Raw genomic sequence first — 17583 nt, 5'->3', positions numbered from 1 at the left:
TCTTTTGTGTCAGGTTTTTGTAATACTGGAAAATAATTTAATAAAATTTACGAAAAGTTATTGACTAATAAAGATTATTCAATAATAATTATCAACATAATTGATAATGATAATCGATATCAATAAAATATAAAAAGGGAGAGTTAAGAGAAATGAAAAAGATATTTTATGCAATGTTAACAGCTATGGTATTAATGCTTGCCGCATGTGGATCTGCCGAAGAAGCTTCAAAAGAGGAATCAGCTGATAAAGCTGCAGCTGGCCAATCTGAAGAAACAAATGGAGCTGGTACTGAAGAAGGAAGCTCTGTATATCCCATGACTGTTTCCCCGACAGTTGCTTCAGTAGAAGGCAATGAGGGCGGTACAACTAATTTTGAAGATGTAGAATTTGAAAAGATGCCGGAAAAAATTGCTGTATTTGATTATGGTTTCTTAGATACATTAGATGCTCTTGGGGTTAAAGGAATTGTCGGTGTTGCGAAGGATTCTACCCTGCCTGCACACCTTGAAAAGTATGCTTCAGATGAGTATGAAAGTGTTGGCGGATTAAAAGAACCATTACTTGAAGATATTGCTGAAATGGATCCGGATGTAATCTTTATCTCCGGGCGCCAGTCAGCATTCTATGAAGAATTAAAAGAAATTGCCCCTGTCGTATTTGTTGGTACTTCTGACGCTGACTACTGGAACACATTCCAAACTTCTGTAGACCTGGCAGCGAAAATGTTTGATAAAGAAGCAGAAGCTGAAGAATACACAGCAAAATATGATTCAGCTTTAGAAGATATCAAAGCTTTAGCGGGAAACTATGAAAGCACTTTAGTAACTATGTACAATGAAGGGAAATTATCAGGTTTCTCAACTAATTCCCGTTTTGGCTACATTTATGACATATATGGATTCAAGCCGGTAACAGAAGATATCGAATCTTCTTCTCATGGTTCTAACTTCGGCTTTGAAGCGATCCTGGAATTTAATCCACAAGTGTTATTCGTAATTGACCGTACAGCAGCGGTTGGCGGCGACTCTAACATTAAAGATGATATGGAAAATGAAATCGTTAAGAAAACTGATGCTTATAAAAATAAAAAAATCGTTTACTTGGATGGACCACTTTGGTACCTGAGCGGAGGCGGTTTACAATCAGAGCTTGCTAAAATTGAAGAAGTCTTAGCTGAGCTGAAATAATCTATGTGTAAGGGGCTGTCTGGAGAATCTGAATTGACTCTCTGGCAGCCCTTTTTAATAAGAATAATCCATTTTAATATGGGGTGGAAAATATGAAACAAATTAATAGATATATCGATTCAGTTTTTTGCAGCCAGGATGATATTCTGGAGGAAGTTCTTGCTTCTATAAAAGAGAATGGTATGCGACCCATATCCGTTTCTCCTGCTACTGGTAAGTTTCTTTCGATGCTGGTTTCTATGTCAGGAGCAAAAAATGTCCTTGAGATTGGGGCGCTTGGGGGATATAGCGGCATTTGTTTAGCGAGGGGTTTTAATCGGGCAGGAAACTTAACGTCTCTTGAACTCGTAGAGAGTTATGCAGAATTAGCACACAGTAATCTGAGAAAAGCCGGGTTTGGTGATCAAGTATCCTATTTGATCGGCCCCGCTTTGCAAAGCCTCGAACAGCTTGTCAGCGATCATCGGCAATTTGATTTTTTCTTTATCGATGCGGATAAAGAAAATTACGAAAACTATCTGAATTATTGCATCAGACTAGCGGAAAATGGGGCTTTAATTGTTTGTGATAATGTATTGGCCAAAGGCAGTGTAGCAGACGAGAGTGCTGAACCTGGACGTCATACTGAATTCATGAAAAAATTTAATAAAACAGTGGCTGACCATCCTCAATTGGAATCGGTGCTTATTCCTATTGGTGATGGACTGACAATCTCAAAAGTAATTAAATAAAGGTTTACAAAACTCAAAAGGCAGAATGCTCGCTAAAGCATTCTGCCTTTTATTTTCTAAAGATCATAGTAATTTAAAAGCAGATAAGCAATCCATCTGCTTTGAGGGCTGTTTCTGATATTTGTAATCAGCCCCTGTACGATAGCGGGACTCAGACTGCGCTCCTGTACATCCTTCTTTAGGAGGATGAGGGATTCCTTTTCAATCGAATCTTCAAGTTCCTCTATTTTCTGCGCTATGATTTCAATTATTTGCCCGTCTGTCATCTCTTCATGTCCGGCCTTCCTTAACGTGTCGTAGAGCTCGTCTGTTATAAACGGAATTTCTGAGTGCTTTGCCAGCAGGTCCGTTTTTTCCGCGAGTGACCGGCACAGAAGGTCCAAATCCAAAGGTATATTGAAAAATAGAAATAAATGAGAGTACACATGCATGAAGCCTTTAATGCAATAAATTAAATCATATTTTGTATGCTGGACAGCCTCACCATATAGCTGATTCAGCATCGATAGGGTGATATCATTGATTAATTGGTCGAAGTGGCGCCCCTTTGACAGCAGCTCTTCATTAAACGTATGCGCTTGTTCCTTAATAAAAATCTTGGCGAAGTCAGAATGCTTTTGAAAGGAGTGGAAAGTGGTGTAATAAAACTTCCTTAAAAGCTCTCCGCCTGTGTTATTCGGGTCTTTGACTATTCGGTCAATATCTGAGACAAACTGATCCATAAACTGATCGATCAAAGCCATGATCAATTCATCTTTTGATTTGAATGATAAGTAGAAAGCTCCTTTGGAAATACCGGAGTGAACGGTGATCTGCTGAACAGAGGTGGCTTCAAATCCTTGCTTGGCAAAGAGTTCTATAGCGCTTTCCATAATTAATTGCTTCTTGCTCATGTAAGAATGTCACTCCTTTATGATTGACAAATGACCACCTGGTCATTATTATATGTAATTGAGTCTAATAAGTCAATTTAGGGTAGGTGCACAAGTGAAAGGGTTAGTGAATTTTGTCCTGCAGAATAAACTTGCAGTCTGGCTGTTAACAATTATTATCACGGTATCTGGCATTTATTCAGGTACACGGATGAATATGGAGACTATTCCGGATGTCTCAATTCCTTATTTAATGGTAATGGATGTATATCCGGGGGCAACTCCTGAAAAAGTAATGGATGATGTATCCATCCCAATAGAAAAAGCCGTCGAAGGCCTTGAAGACGTTAAATCTGTCTACTCAAATTCATATTCTAACATGTCGAATATCCAAGTGGAATATGAATTTGGTATTGATATGGACGAAGCCAAGCGTGCTCTTCAATCAGCTCTGGATGCAGTGGAGCTGCCGGAAGGAGCACAGGAACCGACCATTACGGCCATCAGCATGAACATGATGCCGGTTGCTGCGCTTAGTGTCAGCAGCAAAACTGAGGATATTGTGGAATTAACCTCAACGGTAGAAGAGATTATATTGCCAAAACTTGAAAAAATTGATGGTGTAGCATCAGCGACCATCACGGGCCAGCATGTCGAAGAAGTGCAGCTCACATACAACGAAGAAAAATTGGCTGAGCTTGAGCTCACCGAAGATAAAGTAAAGGAAATGATTCAGGCAAGCAACATGGCTGTTTCATTGGGACTTTACGAATTTGAAGAAGGTGAGCAGGCTGTCGCAGTGGACGGCAAGTTCATGACTGAGGATGAATTAAAGAACATGCTCATCCCGGTAACACCAACCGCACAAAACCAGTCACCTTTTGTGAAGCTGAGTGACATTGCCAAGATTGATACGGTCGGCAGAGTGCAATCTGTATCCCGTACAAACGGTGATGATGCCATTGCCATTCAAATCGTCAAAGGGCAGGAGGCAAACACTGTTGAAGTGGTCAACAATGTCAAAGAATTAATCAAGGAAGAAAAGGAAAAGATTGAAGGCCTTGTCATTGATGTTTCACTTGACCAGGGTGAGCCAATTGAAGAATCCGTTTCAACTATGATCGAAAAGGCCGTGTTCGGCGGGCTGATCGCAGTCTTGATTATTCTGCTATTCCTGCGTGATTTTAAATCAACGATCATCTCCATCGTATCAATTCCAGTTTCCATTTTTATGGCGCTGCTATTGCTTCACTGGATGGATATTACACTGAACATCATGACTCTGGGAGCCGTTACGGTTGCCATTGGCCGTGTTATTGATGACTCCATTGTAGTCGTTGAAAATATTTACCGCCGCCTTCATCTGAAGGAAGAAAAACTGACAGGGCGCGCCCTTATTCGAGAAGCTACGATTGAAATGTTCAAGCCAATCCTCTCCTCGACATTGGTAACCGTTGCTGTATTCGCACCGCTCATTTTTGTCGGAGGAATGGTCGGCGAGCTGTTTACTCCATTCGCTTTGACCATGACTTTCGCGCTGGGTGCTTCACTTCTTGTTGCGATTACCATTGTTCCGGCATTATCTCACTTCCTGTTCAAAAAGAAATTATATAGTGAGAAAACGGAAGGCAGCCACAAAGAAGCTGGGAAGCTGTCAAACTGGTATAAAGGCATACTTGAGAAGACTCTTAATCATAAGATTATTACTTCCATCATTGCCGTTGTCCTGCTGGCAGGAAGCTTAGCACTGACACCAATGATCGGATTCAGCTTTATGGGCAGCGAAGAAGAAAAAGTGATGTACTTAACGTACACACCTGAGGCTGGAGAACTGAAAGAAGAAACATTAAAGAACGTTGAAGCAGTAGAAGAAAAAATGCTTAAACGTGATGATATTGACATCGTTCAAATATCTGTAACCGAAGAAGCGGACCAAATGTCTGCCATGATGGGCGGAGGTGCAGGCGGAGCTTTAATGTACCTGATCTTTGACCCTGAAATGGATAATTTCCCTGAAGTCCGTGAAGAAATAGAAGATTATGTGTTTAATATCGGACAATCTGGTGAGTGGAAGAGCCAGAGCTTCACCTCTATGTCCGGTTCAACCAATGACGTCAGCTACACATTCTACAGTGAAGATTTAGATAAAGTGAATGACGCTGTCAAAATGGTAGAAGACGTGTTGAAGGAAAATAAAGAATTGGAGGATGTTTCTTCAAGTGCAGAAGATGCCTTTGTTGAGTATACCTTCAATGTGGAGCAGGATGAACTGCTGCAGTACGGTCTGACAGCAGGTCAAATTGTCATGATGCTGAATCCTTCAAACACCAAGGATGTTTTGACAACGATTGAAAAAGAGGGTGAGACCCTTGAAGTCATCGTCCAGCAGGAGCAGGCGGAACAGCCGAAATCCATTGATGATATTCTGGAGACTCAAGTGCCGACAGCAATGGGTACAACGATGCCTCTTTCCGAACTGGTCACAGTGGAAGAGGGTACAACACATAACACGCTTGCCCGCAGTAAAGGCGAGTACTACGCAACCGTATCAGGCAAGGTAAAAGGCGATGACATCTCAAAGGCTACTTCTGCAGCAGATGAAGCGATTGATAAATTGGATCTGCCGAAAGGGGTAACAGTAGGTGTAGCCGGCGTTCAGGCGGATATGAATGAGACATTCACACAGCTGGGCGCTGCGATGCTTGCTGCGATCGCGATTGTGTACTTTATTCTGGTTGTCACATTCCGTGAAGGAGTGGCGCCATTTGCGATTCTCTTCTCCCTTCCATTTGCCGTGATTGGTTCGTTTGTTGGCTTATTAATTGCCGGTGAAACCATTTCTGTATCGGTCATGATGGGAATGCTGATGCTAATTGGTATCGTCGTAACCAATGCCATCGTTCTGGTAGACCGGATCATCCATATGGAACGTGACGGTCTCGTCATGAGGGAAGCCGTGCTTGAAGCGGGAGCAACCCGCCTTCGCCCTATCCTGATGACAGCCATTGCGACAATTGGTGCATTAATTCCACTGGCCATCGGATCCGGCGGAGGTGGAGGTCTTATCTCCAAAGGTCTTGCGATTACCGTTATCGGCGGTCTGGCAAGCTCGACACTATTGACTCTGATCATTGTGCCGATTGTATACGAAGTATTATCGAAAATGTTTAAGAAAAACCGCAGAGAAATCGAAGAAAACTAAAAGGAAGCCCTGCAGGATAGATGAATGCCTGCAGGGCTTTTCCCTTTATTCAACTAAATCCCCCTGATAAACGCTCTCTTTTCTTTTACAAGATCGACTCTTGCAAATAAAAGTGCATATATAACAGCGAAAATAAGATAGGCCAGGCCAATGATCAGGCTAAGGGTCCTTGGAGCAAATATCTCAAGCAAAAATCCTGCTGTACCCATGGAGACAGCCAGGGAAAGGTTTGAGATCATCTCCATTAAACCGAAAAAAGTTCCCTGTCTGGATCTGGGTATGAACTTCATCATCACGGTATCGAGGCAGATGTTGCCGATTCCGCCCGCAAAGGTGATCAGCACGACAGTGAAAAGAGCTGCATAAAAGCTTGGCGCGAGACTCAGTAAAACATGGCCGGCGCCTTCTAAAGCGATAAAAATGATCGCAAGTGCCAGGAGGCCGCGCTTCAACATATGAGAAAAAAAGGAGCTTAGAATAAGGCCAATCCCCAGTGCGCCATACATAAATCCCACACCCAGCTCACCCATATCAAAAACTTCCAGTCCGTATATACTGACCAGAATATTGTCTATGCCATTGGCGAGCGGCATGGTCAGCATCATTATAAAAAAGGCAATCAGTGCGGAAGAGCCAAGAATCAGTTTCCCTGGTGAAAGGTCTGCCGATGTTCCCGGTTTTCTTCTATGTTCCTTAGAAACTGACGGAAAAACCATCCTGGAGATCAGATACGCTGATAACAGAAAGGTAAGGCCGTTAATCATAAAAGCAGCATGGTTTCCGAGAAAGTAGGCGAGGATCCCGCCGGTGCTTGATCCAATAATGAGGACGGCACCAATCATAATTTGTTCTATCGCATTTACATATATCAGCCTATCTGATTTTACAAGGGCAGGTATAGCAGACATCCTCGCCGGTGAATAGATGGCTTCGCCCATTGAGATCAGGAGTGCGCTTAAATAAACAATCCATAGATCGCCTGGTTCCCTTACGAAAAGAAGGCAGAGGACCGCCGGAACTCTCAGCAGGTCCACGGTCACCAGAATGGCTTTCTTTGAAAAGCGGTCTGCGAGCATGCCCCCTATTGGAGCAATGAAGAAAAAAGGTGCCATGCGAATGGCAAATAAAAGTCCGATTGCGACTCCGGAGCCGGTTACGTGGTAGAGCAGCGCAAGCAGAGCAACCTGTGTAAATCGATTTCCAATTCCATTAATGACGCCAGCCCAAAAGAGCTTTTGATAATTTTTCTCCTGCTTCCATACAGTCCAATTTGTCATGTTATCGCACCTCAGCGAAAGTTGATTAGATAGTTATCTAATTTGCGAGCAAAAGTAAACGGTTAGATACACATCTAATTAGATTATATTCAAATTAGTTTGTTTGCACAATCATATTTTTTCATTGATGAAACTTTTTCTATTGAGAATCGTAAAGATGATTAAGGAGGCGGGTGCGATGAAACTGCTATTCGAGGTCATATTTCTGTTCATTGTTATCTATTTCAGCTATCACTACATTATCCTTCTAACTAAAATGAAGAAGACTGCCCTTATTCCTACTGATAAGAATGATCTGAGAGCAGTAAGGAAATTCCCCCAAAAAACAGCGGAAAGCCCTGTTATCACCAAGAACAAGCTGGGGCTTACTATGTATGCTGTCATGCTGGTATTTCTAATCGCTATGTTTATATTCGGTAAATATACTGTGAATTTCAGCTGGACCTATCTCTATCTTCTATTCATCCCTTTAATCAATGCCAAAGATCTTCTGAATGTCTTTGCCGTCTATGAGGACGGCTTTATAAGCGGAAGCAGGTTTGTTCCATGGAAAAACCTGAAATCCTTCCAGTTCAAAAAAATAGATTTAGACCACAAATACTATGGATATTCTCCGGAAGTAAATGAAGGCTACGAACTCATCCTTAAAACAAAAATGTTCAGCCACAGTCTGGTTGTTACGGAAGAGGAAATGAAAGAAAGGCTGGCCCGTATTTTGGAAGAGCAAACAGGCATAGAGAAGTTTTAAAACGTCCTTTTGTTGGTATTTATATAGTAAAACATCAGGAAAGGATCAGGAAAAATGAAAGAAATTACAGTTACAGTTGACTATGATGGTTTAAAATATCAAACAAATATCATCACAAATAAAGAAGCCGCCGAGGATGAAATACGAAAGCAGGCAGAAGACCAGATCAGAAGACAGTTGAATAATTAAGAGTAAAAAAGAACCCCCTTAATCAGTGAAGATAAGGGGGTTAAATATGGGATCAGTGAAGTTTTTGATTTAGTTTTTGCTGCAGCATTTCAATTTTATTTGGCAGGACAAATAAGTACTCTATTAAACTCTCTAAAAGCTCCATCAATAGGGAAGCCATATCCAGATCAATATCCTTTTCAAGATCAAGCATCTCGTAAAAGGCGCTGCCTGGCTGTGCCAGCTGGCTTAAAGACTGCAGGGGCCTTGCTAAATCAACATGTTTTGGCAGCAGTTCAAATTGCTTTGAAAGGTTTTGCCCTTTGACCTCTTCACCAAGAAAATTTTTCAGGATACTCTCAAGGACCCGCTTGGACATAACAGCTGTTGCAATCGTATCTTTGGAATAGCTGACATTTAAAGCTGATCGGTAGGCGCGTGTCAGGTCACCCGGCACTTCCTTTATTTTCTCCAGCTGAGTAAGGAGCTCCTTCGCTGAATTAGGATCATAGATATAAAGAATCGTCTCGTCGCTTGATTGATCATCCTGATTGAGTATCATGATAAAAACGGATTCCTTTTTACAGGCCGAACAATTTCCATGGGAAAGTATGCTTGACTTGCTTGTGTGATTATAATTCGCCTTTATTGTAAAAAGGCTAGGCTTACTGCATTTAGGGCACTCGCATCGGACACTTGATGGTATTTTCCTGTAACCAAATTGACTATGAGAAATAATTTGTGCCGGCAACACTCTTCTCACTAGCATTTCCCCCCGCTAAGTTACTATTTTTCCATTCATTACAATTAAGTATAGCTTTGAAAACCAGGAGGAAAAAGATGAAAAATATGGAATTTCTTCACGATTAACTGCTGTGAATCTCTATATCAAAAAAAGAGCTACTCCCATGGTGGGAATAGCTCTTTTTCCATTATCCTTTATAAGGGTTATTGCGGTTTTCCCTCACATTGTTAAAATCATACGCATCTCGATTGCGGGTATCGACATCATCGTTATAGGCCGAAACCGTGCGGTCATTTGTGCTCAGATCTTCAGGGTTTCCGCTCAGCGGTCGGTTTAGATCCAGATTCTCATCTGTCCAAACACCGCTGCTGTTTCTGGTGTTATCCTTAAAAGCGTTCGTTCCGCGATCAAGCTCGCCTGGATTTAAAGGATCAGTGCTTGTGTACGTTGTTCTATCTCCATCTACAATGGAACGGTCCGTATTTGTATAGCCATCAGTAAAGTCTGCAGACTTCGCATCAGGATCGACTAACACAAGGATTTTTCCTGATTTGACATCTGCTTCATAGCGATGTGCTTCTTCCTCTGGAATGCCCATGCCGATCAATGCTCCGGCAATACCGCCGGCACCTGCACCAACAGCGGCTCCTGTTAATGTAGCAGCAATTGGTCCGGCAGCCACAATTGGTCCGATTCCAGGAATCGCCAATGCACCTACACCCGCCAGAAGACCTGTTAATCCTCCCAGAACACCGCCAGTAGCTGCTCCGGCAGCTAATCCTTCTTCCGTTTTTGTGCCTGTTTCTTCTGTAACGGCATCCACATCGTCTTTATTTTTACTGATTACGGAAATATCTTCAGGACGGTAACCTTCTGCTCTTAACTTTTCAACCGCTTGAATAGCTTCCTGTTCTGTATCGTATGCACCTACAATATGTTTGTTTGTTGCCATGTTCATCATCTCCTTAATAATTTTTGCTTATCTATTGGTGTACATACCTTTTTCATTACGCTCATAAACCGAGTGGATAAAATTACTATTAATTTCCCCTTGACTAATAGCTGGCTTGACCTGTAACTGCATAATCGGTAGTTTTAAAAATAGAAAAGGCACAAGGAAGGTTGATTCTCTATGAAAAAACTTTATTATGAAAACCCATATATCAAAACATTTGAAACAGAACTTGTATATCAGGCAGCAGACGACAGGGGGATATATGCCGTCCTGAAAGAAACGGCCTTTTATCCAACTGGCGGAGGACAGCCTCATGATGAGGGGACGCTTAACGGCCTAAAAGTGGCGGGTGTCGAAGAAGTGGAGGGGGAAATCCGTCATTATTTAGAAAAAGAATTGGACTCTTCCTATTCGGGAGTATCAGGAGAGATCGATTGGAGCAGACGGTTTGACCATATGCAGCAGCATGCCGGCCAGCATATATTATCGGCTGCATTTGAAGAGCTTTACGGCTATAAAACCGTCAGCTTTCATTTAGGCAAAGAAACCTTAACCATTGATTTGGAAATTAGTGAACTGCCTGCCTGGCACGCAGAGGAAGCGGAGAGACTGGCTAATGACATCATTCTTGAGAATCGCCCGATTGAAGCCAGGTGGGTGAATGCAGAGGAAGCTTCCCAATTCCCGCTCCGCAAGCAGCTGTCTGTCAGTGAAGATATCCGGCTTGTAATCATTCCGGAATTTGATTATAACGGATGCGGCGGAACACACCCATCTTCAACCGGCCAGGTAGCCGGGGTGAAAATATTGGACTGGGAGCGCCAAAAAAAGAAAATCCGCGTACAGTTCATCTGCGGCAGCCGGATTCTCACGCAGCTTCAGTCCAAACATGAAATTACCGGGAATCTGAGTCATCTTCTAAATGCACCAGAGCAGGAGCTGCCTTCAGCGGCCAGCCGCCTGATTGAAAATGGAAAGGAACTGGAGAAGCAGCTGGAAGCAGCAAAGGAAGCCCTATTAGACTATGAAGCAAAAGAAATGTTCACAGCCGGAAAGGAGAAGTGCCTCAGTAAGGTCTTTGAGGGGAGATCCATCCAGGAGCTGCAGAAGCTGGCACGCTTAATCGCCTCTCAATCTGAAACGGCCGATGTGATCCTAATCAATGAAACAGCCGAAAAACTCCAATTTGTCTGTGCCAGGGGAGCAGATTCTGAATCTGATATGAAGAGCCTTTCAGCAGAACTTCTGAAGAAAATTAACGGCAAAGGCGGCGGGAATCCTCAATTTGCACAGGGTGGGGGAGACAAGCTCATGAGCGGGGAGGACCTGCTGGAATATGCATTGAGACTTGCAGGGCAAAAATAATTGAACCTGCATGCAATGGATGGATTCAATTGATAAAATATTTAGAAAAGTATTGAAAAGTGATTGTAATACAGCTTCTGTTGTATTACAATTTTGGTACGGGCCATGCATTATAATGAATGTTTATGATAACCTCATAAACGCCTCATATAATATCCGGGTCTGCAGGAGGCAAGTTCATGTACAGACAAAATACCGTCTATATCATCGGAGACAGCAAAACATCATTGAACAATCCGATTATGCAAAAATACAATGGCTTTTTTATCGGCCTTGTGATCGACAGAGAAACAGATGAAATAGTAGATGCAGAATGTTCATCTACCATAAATTTAACCTCATTGTTTATTAAATCGATATTTGTCGGCAAATCCATACTGGAAGCAGACAAAGTATCAGAAGAAATCGAAAGCCGCTACTTCGGCTCCTCGCAAAAGGCCCTGATAGTTGCCTTTAAAAACGCCCATATAAAATATACACAAATCATGAATAAATAAAGCTGCTTTTTCTGTTTTCCGCAGATGAAATCCAGCTATCAGAGAACATCTCCGATAGCTGGATTTTTTGTATTTAGTATATTAATTACTGAGTTGATTGTAGCGGAAGGTGCGAGACTCCAGCGGGAGTAGCGGGACAGGTGAGATCCCGCAGACGCGAAGCGTTGAGGAGGCTCACCGCCTGCCCCGCGGTTTGCTGAGCATCCTGGAGCGGAAATCAACGGGCAACATTGATAGGCTAATAACAATTTAAAAGGTAAATAAATTGCTGATTTAATTTACAGAAAATATCAAAATGATCTACAATATAGAAAACTATAATAATATAATATTTTGGAGGATTCTGAATGAAGCTTTATCTATCTGTTGATATGGAAGGAATTACGGGTCTGGCTGATCATACACATGTCGGATCATCAAAGCACAATTATGAACGCAGCAGGGTAATTATGACTGATGAGGCAAACCATGTGGTGACAGCTGCCTTTGAAGAAGGCTGCAGTGAGGTGATTGTCAATGACAGCCACTCGAAAATGAACAACCTGCTAATTGAAAGAATGCACCCGGAGACACAGCTGATTACGGGTGATGTTAAGCCATATTCAATGGTTCAGGGCCTGGACTCAAGCTTTACTGGTGCCATGTTTGTTGGATATCATGCACGTGCTTCCATGAAAGGGGTTATGTCCCACTCCATGATCTTCGGTGTAAGAAATATGTACATCAATGATCATGCCATTGGAGAAATGGGCTTCAATGCTTATGTGGCTGGCTATCATGGCGTGCCGGTTCTAATGGTGGCCGGAGATGACCAGGCGGCACTGGAAGCAGAGAAATTAATCCCGAATGTGACAACAGCTGTTGTAAAAGAGACGATATCACGGTCTGCTGTGAAATCGCTTACTCCTGCGAAAGCGGGCCTGCTTTTAAGAGAAAAAGCGGCAGAGGCACTTAGCAAAAAGGAGCTTGTCAAGCCGCTTGTGCCGCCGGAAAACCCTGTGTTGAGAATTGAATTTGCCAACTATGGCCAGGCTGAGTGGGCTGCTTTAATGCCTGGTGCAGAGATAGAAGAAAATACAACCATTGTCCGCTATCAGGCTAAAGATATTCTTGAAGCATACCAGGCTATGCTCGTGATGACTGAGCTGGCCATGAGAACTACATTCTGTTAGGAAGTGTTAATGAATGACTGGATACATAATAAAACGCCTCATCGCAATGGTCGTCACACTTTGGTTCATTATCACTCTGACGTTTTTCTTAATGCACTCCATACCCGGATCGCCTTTTAATGAAGAAAGAAACACCAGCGAAGCGGTCCAGCGGAATATGGAGAAATTCTATCATTTGGACGAACCGCTGTATGTCCAATATGGGATGTACTTGAAATCCGTTGCAACATTTGACTTTGGACCATCTATTAAAAAGTCCTCACAGACGGTGAATGAAATGCTGGGACGGGGGTTCCCGGTGTCGTTTGAACTGGGAATCGTCACTTTGATTGTGGCTGTTATCTCAGGGATTGCGCTCGGAATCATCGCAGCTCTCCGGCACAATGGCTTTATTGATTATTTAGCGATGACCATTGCAGTTCTGGGAATATCAGTGCCAAACTTTGTGCTTGCCACACTATTAATTCAGCAGCTTGCTGTCAACCTGGCAATCCTCCCGGTGGCTACCTGGTCAAGCCCTAAGCATATGATTCTGCCGACTCTGGCGCTTGCGACCGGTCCTATGGCGATTATCGCCCGTCTGACACGTTCAAGCATGCTGGAAGTTCTGACACAGGATTACATCAAGACGGCCAAGGCTAAAGGCCTGTCACCGGTGAAAATTGTTTTTAAACATGCACTGAGAAATGCCCTTCTGCCTGTTGTAACCGTATTGGGGTCGCTTGCTGCAAGCATTTTGACAGGAACCTTTGTTATTGAAAAAATATTTGCCATTCCCGGAATGGGAAAGTATTTCGTAGAAAGCATCAATACGCGTGATTATCCCGTCATTATGGGAACCACCGTTTTCTACAGCTCGATTTTGATTATAATGCTGTTCCTCGTGGACATTGCATACGGAGTTCTGGACCCAAGAATTAAGCTTCATAAAAAGGAGGCGAGCTAATGGAACTGCGCAAACAGCATGATAACCGCAACCTTGCACCCGATATTCCGGATGACTGGTTTATGCCAAAGGCCAAAGACGAGGATGCAGCGGAAGCAGTTGTAAGGCCAAGCCTTTCTTATTGGCAGGATGCATGGCGCCGGCTTTTGAAAAATAAACTGGCGATGGCAGGGCTATTCTTTCTTATAGCCTTAGCCTTTATGGCCATATTCGGCCCGATGATTTCTCCGCATAATGTATCCCAGCAGTCATTGGCCAATCAGAATCTTCCGCCATCTTCAAAATACTGGTTTGGAACAGATGAATTAGGCCGGGATGTTTTTGCAAGAACATGGTACGGAGCAAGGATCTCCTTATTCGTTGGAATCGTGGCAGCCATGATTGATTTTGCAATCGGAGTCATTTACGGCGGTATTGCCGGCTATAAAGGCGGCAGAACAGATAATGCCATGATGAGGGTAGTGGAAATTCTTTATGGACTTCCTTATTTGCTGGTTGTTATTTTAATCAGTGTTGTAATGGGACCTGGTTTGTTCACCATTATATTCGCCCTTTCCGTAACGGGCTGGGTCGGGATGGCCCGGATTGTCCGCGGACAGGTTCTGCAGATCAAGAACTATGAATTTGTACTGGCATCAAAGACTTTCGGAACAAAAACATCGAGGATTATAAAGAAAAACCTGCTGCCGAACACGATGGGCCCTATCATTGTCCAGATGACTTTAACAGTGCCATCAGCCATCTTTGCAGAGGCGTTCCTGAGCTTTCTGGGATTAGGTATTCAGCCGCCTTTTGCCAGCTGGGGATCCATGGCCAATGATGGACTGTCTACGATTCTATCAGGTCACTGGTGGCGCCTGTTCTTCCCTGCCTTTTTCATTTCCCTGACCATGTTTTCATTTAATGTGCTTGGAGACGGATTGCAGGATGCCCTCGATCCGAAGTTAAGGAGGTAGCAGCATGGAGAAAGTACTAGAAGTAAAAGACCTGCATGTCACATTTACCACTTATGGCGGGGAAGTCCAGGCTGTAAGGGGTGTATCATTTGATCTCTTCAAGGGGGAAACCCTGGCGATTGTTGGTGAATCCGGCTGCGGAAAGAGTGTAACGTCCCAGAGCATCATGCGGCTGATTCCATCTCCTCCCGGGAGAATAGCAGATGGCTCTGTCCTATTTAAAGGGAAGGACCTGACAAAACTAAAAGAGTCTGAAATGCGGGATATCCGCGGTGCCGATATTTCGATGATCTTTCAGGATCCCATGACTGCATTAAACCCTACGATTACCATCGGGGAGCAAATTATAGAGGGAATTATGCAGCATAAAACCGTATCAAGGCAGGATGCCCGTAAAAAGGCCCTGGAAATGCTGAATTTAGTTGGAATACCAAATCCATCCGAAAGATTGAAGCATTATCCGCACCAATTCAGCGGAGGGATGAGGCAGCGGATCGTGATTGCCATGGCCCTTGTCTGTGAGCCGGAAGTGCTGATTGCCGATGAACCGACTACAGCACTGGATGTAACGATTCAAGCGCAAATTTTGGATTTATTTAAAGATATCCAGAAAAAAACTGGAGTATCTATCATAATTATTACCCATGACCTGGGGGTTGTCGCTCAAGTAGCAGACCGCATCGCTGTCATGTATGCAGGGAAAATAGTGGAGGCCGGAGAACGAAGGGAAATCTTCTATAATCCTCAGCATCCCTATACGAAGGGCCTGCTGAATTCCGTTCCGCGTCTTGACCTGGATGGTGCCGATCTTATTCCCATAGGCGGATCGCCGCCGGATTTATTCGCTCCGCCGGCTGGATGCCCATTTGCTGCCCGCTGCGAATATGCAATGGAGGTATGTGACCGGGTTTATCCCTATAAAACGCATTTAAGCCGGGATCATCATGTGGACTGCTGGCTCCAGGATGAGCGGGCACAAAAAATGCATGCAGGTGTAAAGTAAGTACTTCCTTTCGCAGTGCCATACCCGGTACGGCACTGCGAAAGTTATGAATCTATCAGCTGTCAGACAGGCATCTGGTAGATAAAGAAATATATTTTAAGAGGGGAAAAAGAATGAAAAAGTTTTTATCGCTGCTGCTTGCAGGTGTGTTGCTATTCGTTATGGCAGCCTGTACGGCAAATGAAGATGCAGGCAAAGAAACAGACGGCAAGGATGATGGCAAGAAAGAAGAAAGTGCTGAAAAGGTGCTTTATTTAAACAATGGCCAGGAGCCGACTTCGTTTGACCCTCCAATCGGCTTTGACTCTGTTTCCTGGAGCGCACTGAACAACTTGATGGAAGGTTTGACACGTCTGGGAAAAAATCATGAGCCGGAAGCAGCCATTGCCGAAAAGTGGGATGTATCTGAAGATGGAAAGACTTATACATTCCATATCCGCGAAGATGCCAAATGGTCAAATGGCGATCCTGTAACAGCAGGTGATTTTGAATTTGCCTGGAAGCGCCTTTTAAATCCTGATACAGGTTCTTCAGCCGCTTTCCTCGGCTACTTCATTGAAGGCGGAGAAGCTTATAACAACGGGGAAGGATCAGCTGATGATGTAAAAGTAAAAGCAGTTGATGATAAAAAATTTGAAGTCACTTTAGTTAGTCCGCAGGCTTATTTCTTAAGTGTAATCACTAACCCTGCATTTTTCCCGATCAATGAAAAAGTAGCAACAGAAAACCCGAAGTGGTTTGCTGAAGCAGAATCTTTTGTGGGCAACGGTCCTTTCAACCTGACAGAGTGGGAGCATGACAGCCACTTTGTAATGGAGAAAAACGATCAATACTGGGATGCTGATAATGTAAAACTGGATAAAATTAATTGGGCGATCATTGATGATACCAATACTGAATACCAAATGTATCAAACCGGAGAGCTTGATGTATCGGCTGTTCCATCTGAGCTGAGCGAAAAGCTATTGGGTGAAGCAAAGGTTGAAGACCAGGCCGGTGATTATTTCTACCGATTTAACGTAAATATGGAGCCATTCCAGAACGAAAACATCCGTAAAGCCTTCTCAATGGCAGTGGACCAGAAGCAAATCGTTGACTTTGTAACCAAGAATGGAGAAAAGCCAGCATACGGATTTGTAGCCTATGGATTTAAGGATGCTGATGGCAAGGATTTCCGTGAAACAGCAGGAGATCTTGTCCAAACGAATGTAGAAGAAGCGAAGTCCCTTCTTAAAAAAGGAATGGAAGAGGAAGGCTATGAAACACTTCCTGAAGTTACTTTAACGTACAGCACAAGTGATTCTCACAAGAAGATCGCTGAAGCTCTTCAGCAAATGTTCAAGGAAAACCTTGGCGTTGAAGTGAAGCTTGCCAATATGGAGTGGAATGTATTCGCTGAAGAACAAAAAGCGCTTAAATTCCAATTATCCCGAAGCTCATTCCTTGCTGACTATGCTGACCCAATCAACTTCCTTGAAAACTTCCAGACAGGACATTCCATGAACCGCACTGGCTGGAGCAATGATAAGTACGATCAGCTGATCAAGGATGCTAAGAATGAAGCAGACGAAGCAAAGCGCTTTGAACTGATGTATGAAGCGGAAAAAATCTTATTCGAAGAAATGCCGATTATCCCTATCCATTTCTACAACCAGGTATATCTCTATAATGATGCTGTTTCAGGAATTGTCCGCCATCCGGTTGGATATCTGGAGCTTAAATGGGCAGATAAGAAGTAATACTTCTTCGGCTTGAT

16 protein-coding genes are annotated in these 17583 nt (G+C 43.3%); 12 read left to right on the top strand and 4 right to left on the bottom strand.

Annotation, left to right across the window (positions count from 1 at the left end; genetic code table 11):
* Nucleotides 1-152: 152 nt before the first annotated feature.
* Together LLY41_RS22245 and LLY41_RS22240 are read left to right on the top strand one after the other, a co-directional pair.
* Nucleotides 153-1190, top strand: coding sequence for a siderophore ABC transporter substrate-binding protein (locus LLY41_RS22245; protein WP_095245832.1), 1038 nt, complete (start codon nt 153-155; stop codon nt 1188-1190).
* Nucleotides 1191-1282: 92 nt separating this feature from the next.
* On the top strand, nt 1283-1921 hold the full coding sequence (locus LLY41_RS22240) for an O-methyltransferase (RefSeq protein ID WP_095245833.1): 639 nt from the start codon (nt 1283-1285) through the stop codon (nt 1919-1921).
* Between the two features lie 56 nt (nt 1922-1977).
* Here the strand turns inward: LLY41_RS22240 and LLY41_RS22235 are convergent, their stop codons facing one another.
* Nucleotides 1978-2814: a TetR/AcrR family transcriptional regulator gene (locus LLY41_RS22235; protein WP_095245834.1), complete on the bottom strand. Its 837-nt coding sequence runs from the start codon at nt 2812-2814 to the stop codon at nt 1978-1980.
* 94 nt (nt 2815-2908) lie between these two features.
* On the opposite strand from LLY41_RS22235, the gene LLY41_RS22230 reads away from it, so the two are divergent.
* Entirely contained in the window at nt 2909-5995 is a 3087-nt protein-coding gene (locus tag LLY41_RS22230) for an efflux RND transporter permease subunit (protein ID WP_304586640.1), read from the top strand.
* Between the two features lie 53 nt (nt 5996-6048).
* Here LLY41_RS22230 and LLY41_RS22225 read toward each other — a convergent pair whose 3' ends face one another.
* Nucleotides 6049-7272 carry an MFS transporter gene (locus LLY41_RS22225; protein ID WP_304586639.1) on the bottom strand — a complete coding sequence of 408 codons (1224 nt, stop codon included), beginning with the start codon at nt 7270-7272 and terminating at the stop codon, nt 6049-6051.
* A 178-nt stretch (nt 7273-7450) separates the two neighbouring features.
* On the opposite strand from LLY41_RS22225, the gene LLY41_RS22220 reads away from it, so the two are divergent.
* Both LLY41_RS22220 and LLY41_RS22215 read left to right on the top strand, forming a co-directional pair.
* Nucleotides 7451-8020: a hypothetical protein gene (locus LLY41_RS22220; protein WP_304586638.1), complete on the top strand. Its 570-nt coding sequence runs from the start codon at nt 7451-7453 to the stop codon at nt 8018-8020.
* Between the two features lie 54 nt (nt 8021-8074).
* Nucleotides 8075-8209 (top strand): BA3454 family stress response protein, encoded by a 135-nt coding sequence (locus LLY41_RS22215; protein ID WP_095245838.1) that lies wholly within the window; start codon nt 8075-8077, stop codon nt 8207-8209.
* 52 nt (nt 8210-8261) lie between these two features.
* On the opposite strand, the gene LLY41_RS22210 is transcribed toward LLY41_RS22215, so the two are convergent.
* A complete protein-coding gene (locus LLY41_RS22210) occupies nt 8262-8750 on the bottom strand; it encodes a hypothetical protein (RefSeq protein ID WP_251171118.1) in 489 nt (162 codons plus the stop codon).
* Nucleotides 8751-9120: 370 nt separating this feature from the next.
* Nucleotides 9121-9885, bottom strand: a complete 765-nt coding sequence (locus LLY41_RS22205; RefSeq protein ID WP_304586637.1) for a general stress protein — start codon at nt 9883-9885, stop codon at nt 9121-9123.
* Between the two features lie 180 nt (nt 9886-10065).
* Here LLY41_RS22205 and LLY41_RS22200 point away from each other — a divergent pair, with 180 nt between their 5' ends.
* From LLY41_RS22200 to LLY41_RS22170, 7 genes are all read left to right on the top strand, one after another.
* The gene (locus tag LLY41_RS22200; protein ID WP_304586636.1) at nt 10066-11253 is read left to right on the top strand and encodes an alanyl-tRNA editing protein; all 1188 of its coding nucleotides are present in this window, start codon (nt 10066-10068) and stop codon (nt 11251-11253) included.
* 179 nt (nt 11254-11432) lie between these two features.
* Nucleotides 11433-11750 (top strand): DUF3870 domain-containing protein, encoded by a 318-nt coding sequence (locus LLY41_RS22195; RefSeq protein WP_095245842.1) that lies wholly within the window; start codon nt 11433-11435, stop codon nt 11748-11750.
* 347 nt (nt 11751-12097) lie between these two features.
* Nucleotides 12098-12922 (top strand): M55 family metallopeptidase, encoded by an 825-nt coding sequence (locus LLY41_RS22190; protein ID WP_304586635.1) that lies wholly within the window; start codon nt 12098-12100, stop codon nt 12920-12922.
* Between the two features lie 13 nt (nt 12923-12935).
* Nucleotides 12936-13868, top strand: coding sequence for an ABC transporter permease (locus LLY41_RS22185; protein ID WP_095245845.1), 933 nt, complete (start codon nt 12936-12938; stop codon nt 13866-13868).
* A 62-nt stretch (nt 13869-13930) separates the two neighbouring features.
* Entirely contained in the window at nt 13931-14824 is an 894-nt protein-coding gene (locus LLY41_RS22180) for an ABC transporter permease (RefSeq protein WP_370460364.1), read from the top strand.
* Between the two features lie 4 nt (nt 14825-14828).
* Nucleotides 14829-15827, top strand: a complete 999-nt coding sequence (locus LLY41_RS22175) for an ABC transporter ATP-binding protein (protein WP_095245847.1) — start codon at nt 14829-14831, stop codon at nt 15825-15827.
* Between the two features lie 113 nt (nt 15828-15940).
* Nucleotides 15941-17566, top strand: a complete 1626-nt coding sequence (locus LLY41_RS22170; protein ID WP_095245848.1) for a peptide ABC transporter substrate-binding protein — start codon at nt 15941-15943, stop codon at nt 17564-17566.
* Nucleotides 17567-17583: the final 17 nt, after the last annotated feature.

This window comes from Cytobacillus firmus (assembly GCF_023612095.1).
In the GTDB taxonomy this organism is placed as follows: Bacteria; Bacillota; Bacilli; order Bacillales; family Cytobacillaceae; genus Cytobacillus.
This window is presented reverse-complemented; position numbering and strand designations above follow the sequence as displayed.

What these genes read in the sequence shown, in the direction of transcription:
- LLY41_RS22245 (WP_095245832.1), top strand. Translation starts at nt 153, where the DNA reads ATGAAAAAGATATTTTATGCAATGTTAACAGCTATGGTATTAATGCTT.
- LLY41_RS22240 (WP_095245833.1), top strand. Translation starts at nt 1,283, where the DNA reads ATGAAACAAATTAATAGATATATCGATTCAGTTTTTTGCAGCCAGGAT.
- LLY41_RS22235 (WP_095245834.1), bottom strand. Translation starts at nt 2,814, where the DNA reads ATGAGCAAGAAGCAATTAATTATGGAAAGCGCTATAGAACTCTTTGCC.
- LLY41_RS22225 (WP_304586639.1), bottom strand. Translation starts at nt 7,272, where the DNA reads ATGACAAATTGGACTGTATGGAAGCAGGAGAAAAATTATCAAAAGCTC.
- LLY41_RS22220 (WP_304586638.1), top strand. Translation starts at nt 7,451, where the DNA reads ATGAAACTGCTATTCGAGGTCATATTTCTGTTCATTGTTATCTATTTC.
- LLY41_RS22215 (WP_095245838.1), top strand. Translation starts at nt 8,075, where the DNA reads ATGAAAGAAATTACAGTTACAGTTGACTATGATGGTTTAAAATATCAA.
- LLY41_RS22210 (WP_251171118.1), bottom strand. Translation starts at nt 8,750, where the DNA reads ATGATACTCAATCAGGATGATCAATCAAGCGACGAGACGATTCTTTAT.
- LLY41_RS22205 (WP_304586637.1), bottom strand. Translation starts at nt 9,885, where the DNA reads ATGGCAACAAACAAACATATTGTAGGTGCATACGATACAGAACAGGAA.
- LLY41_RS22200 (WP_304586636.1), top strand. Translation starts at nt 10,066, where the DNA reads ATGAAAAAACTTTATTATGAAAACCCATATATCAAAACATTTGAAACA.
- LLY41_RS22195 (WP_095245842.1), top strand. Translation starts at nt 11,433, where the DNA reads ATGTACAGACAAAATACCGTCTATATCATCGGAGACAGCAAAACATCA.
- LLY41_RS22190 (WP_304586635.1), top strand. Translation starts at nt 12,098, where the DNA reads ATGAAGCTTTATCTATCTGTTGATATGGAAGGAATTACGGGTCTGGCT.
- LLY41_RS22185 (WP_095245845.1), top strand. Translation starts at nt 12,936, where the DNA reads ATGACTGGATACATAATAAAACGCCTCATCGCAATGGTCGTCACACTT.
- LLY41_RS22180 (WP_370460364.1), top strand. Translation starts at nt 13,931, where the DNA reads ATGCCAAAGGCCAAAGACGAGGATGCAGCGGAAGCAGTTGTAAGGCCA.
- LLY41_RS22175 (WP_095245847.1), top strand. Translation starts at nt 14,829, where the DNA reads ATGGAGAAAGTACTAGAAGTAAAAGACCTGCATGTCACATTTACCACT.
- LLY41_RS22170 (WP_095245848.1), top strand. Translation starts at nt 15,941, where the DNA reads ATGAAAAAGTTTTTATCGCTGCTGCTTGCAGGTGTGTTGCTATTCGTT.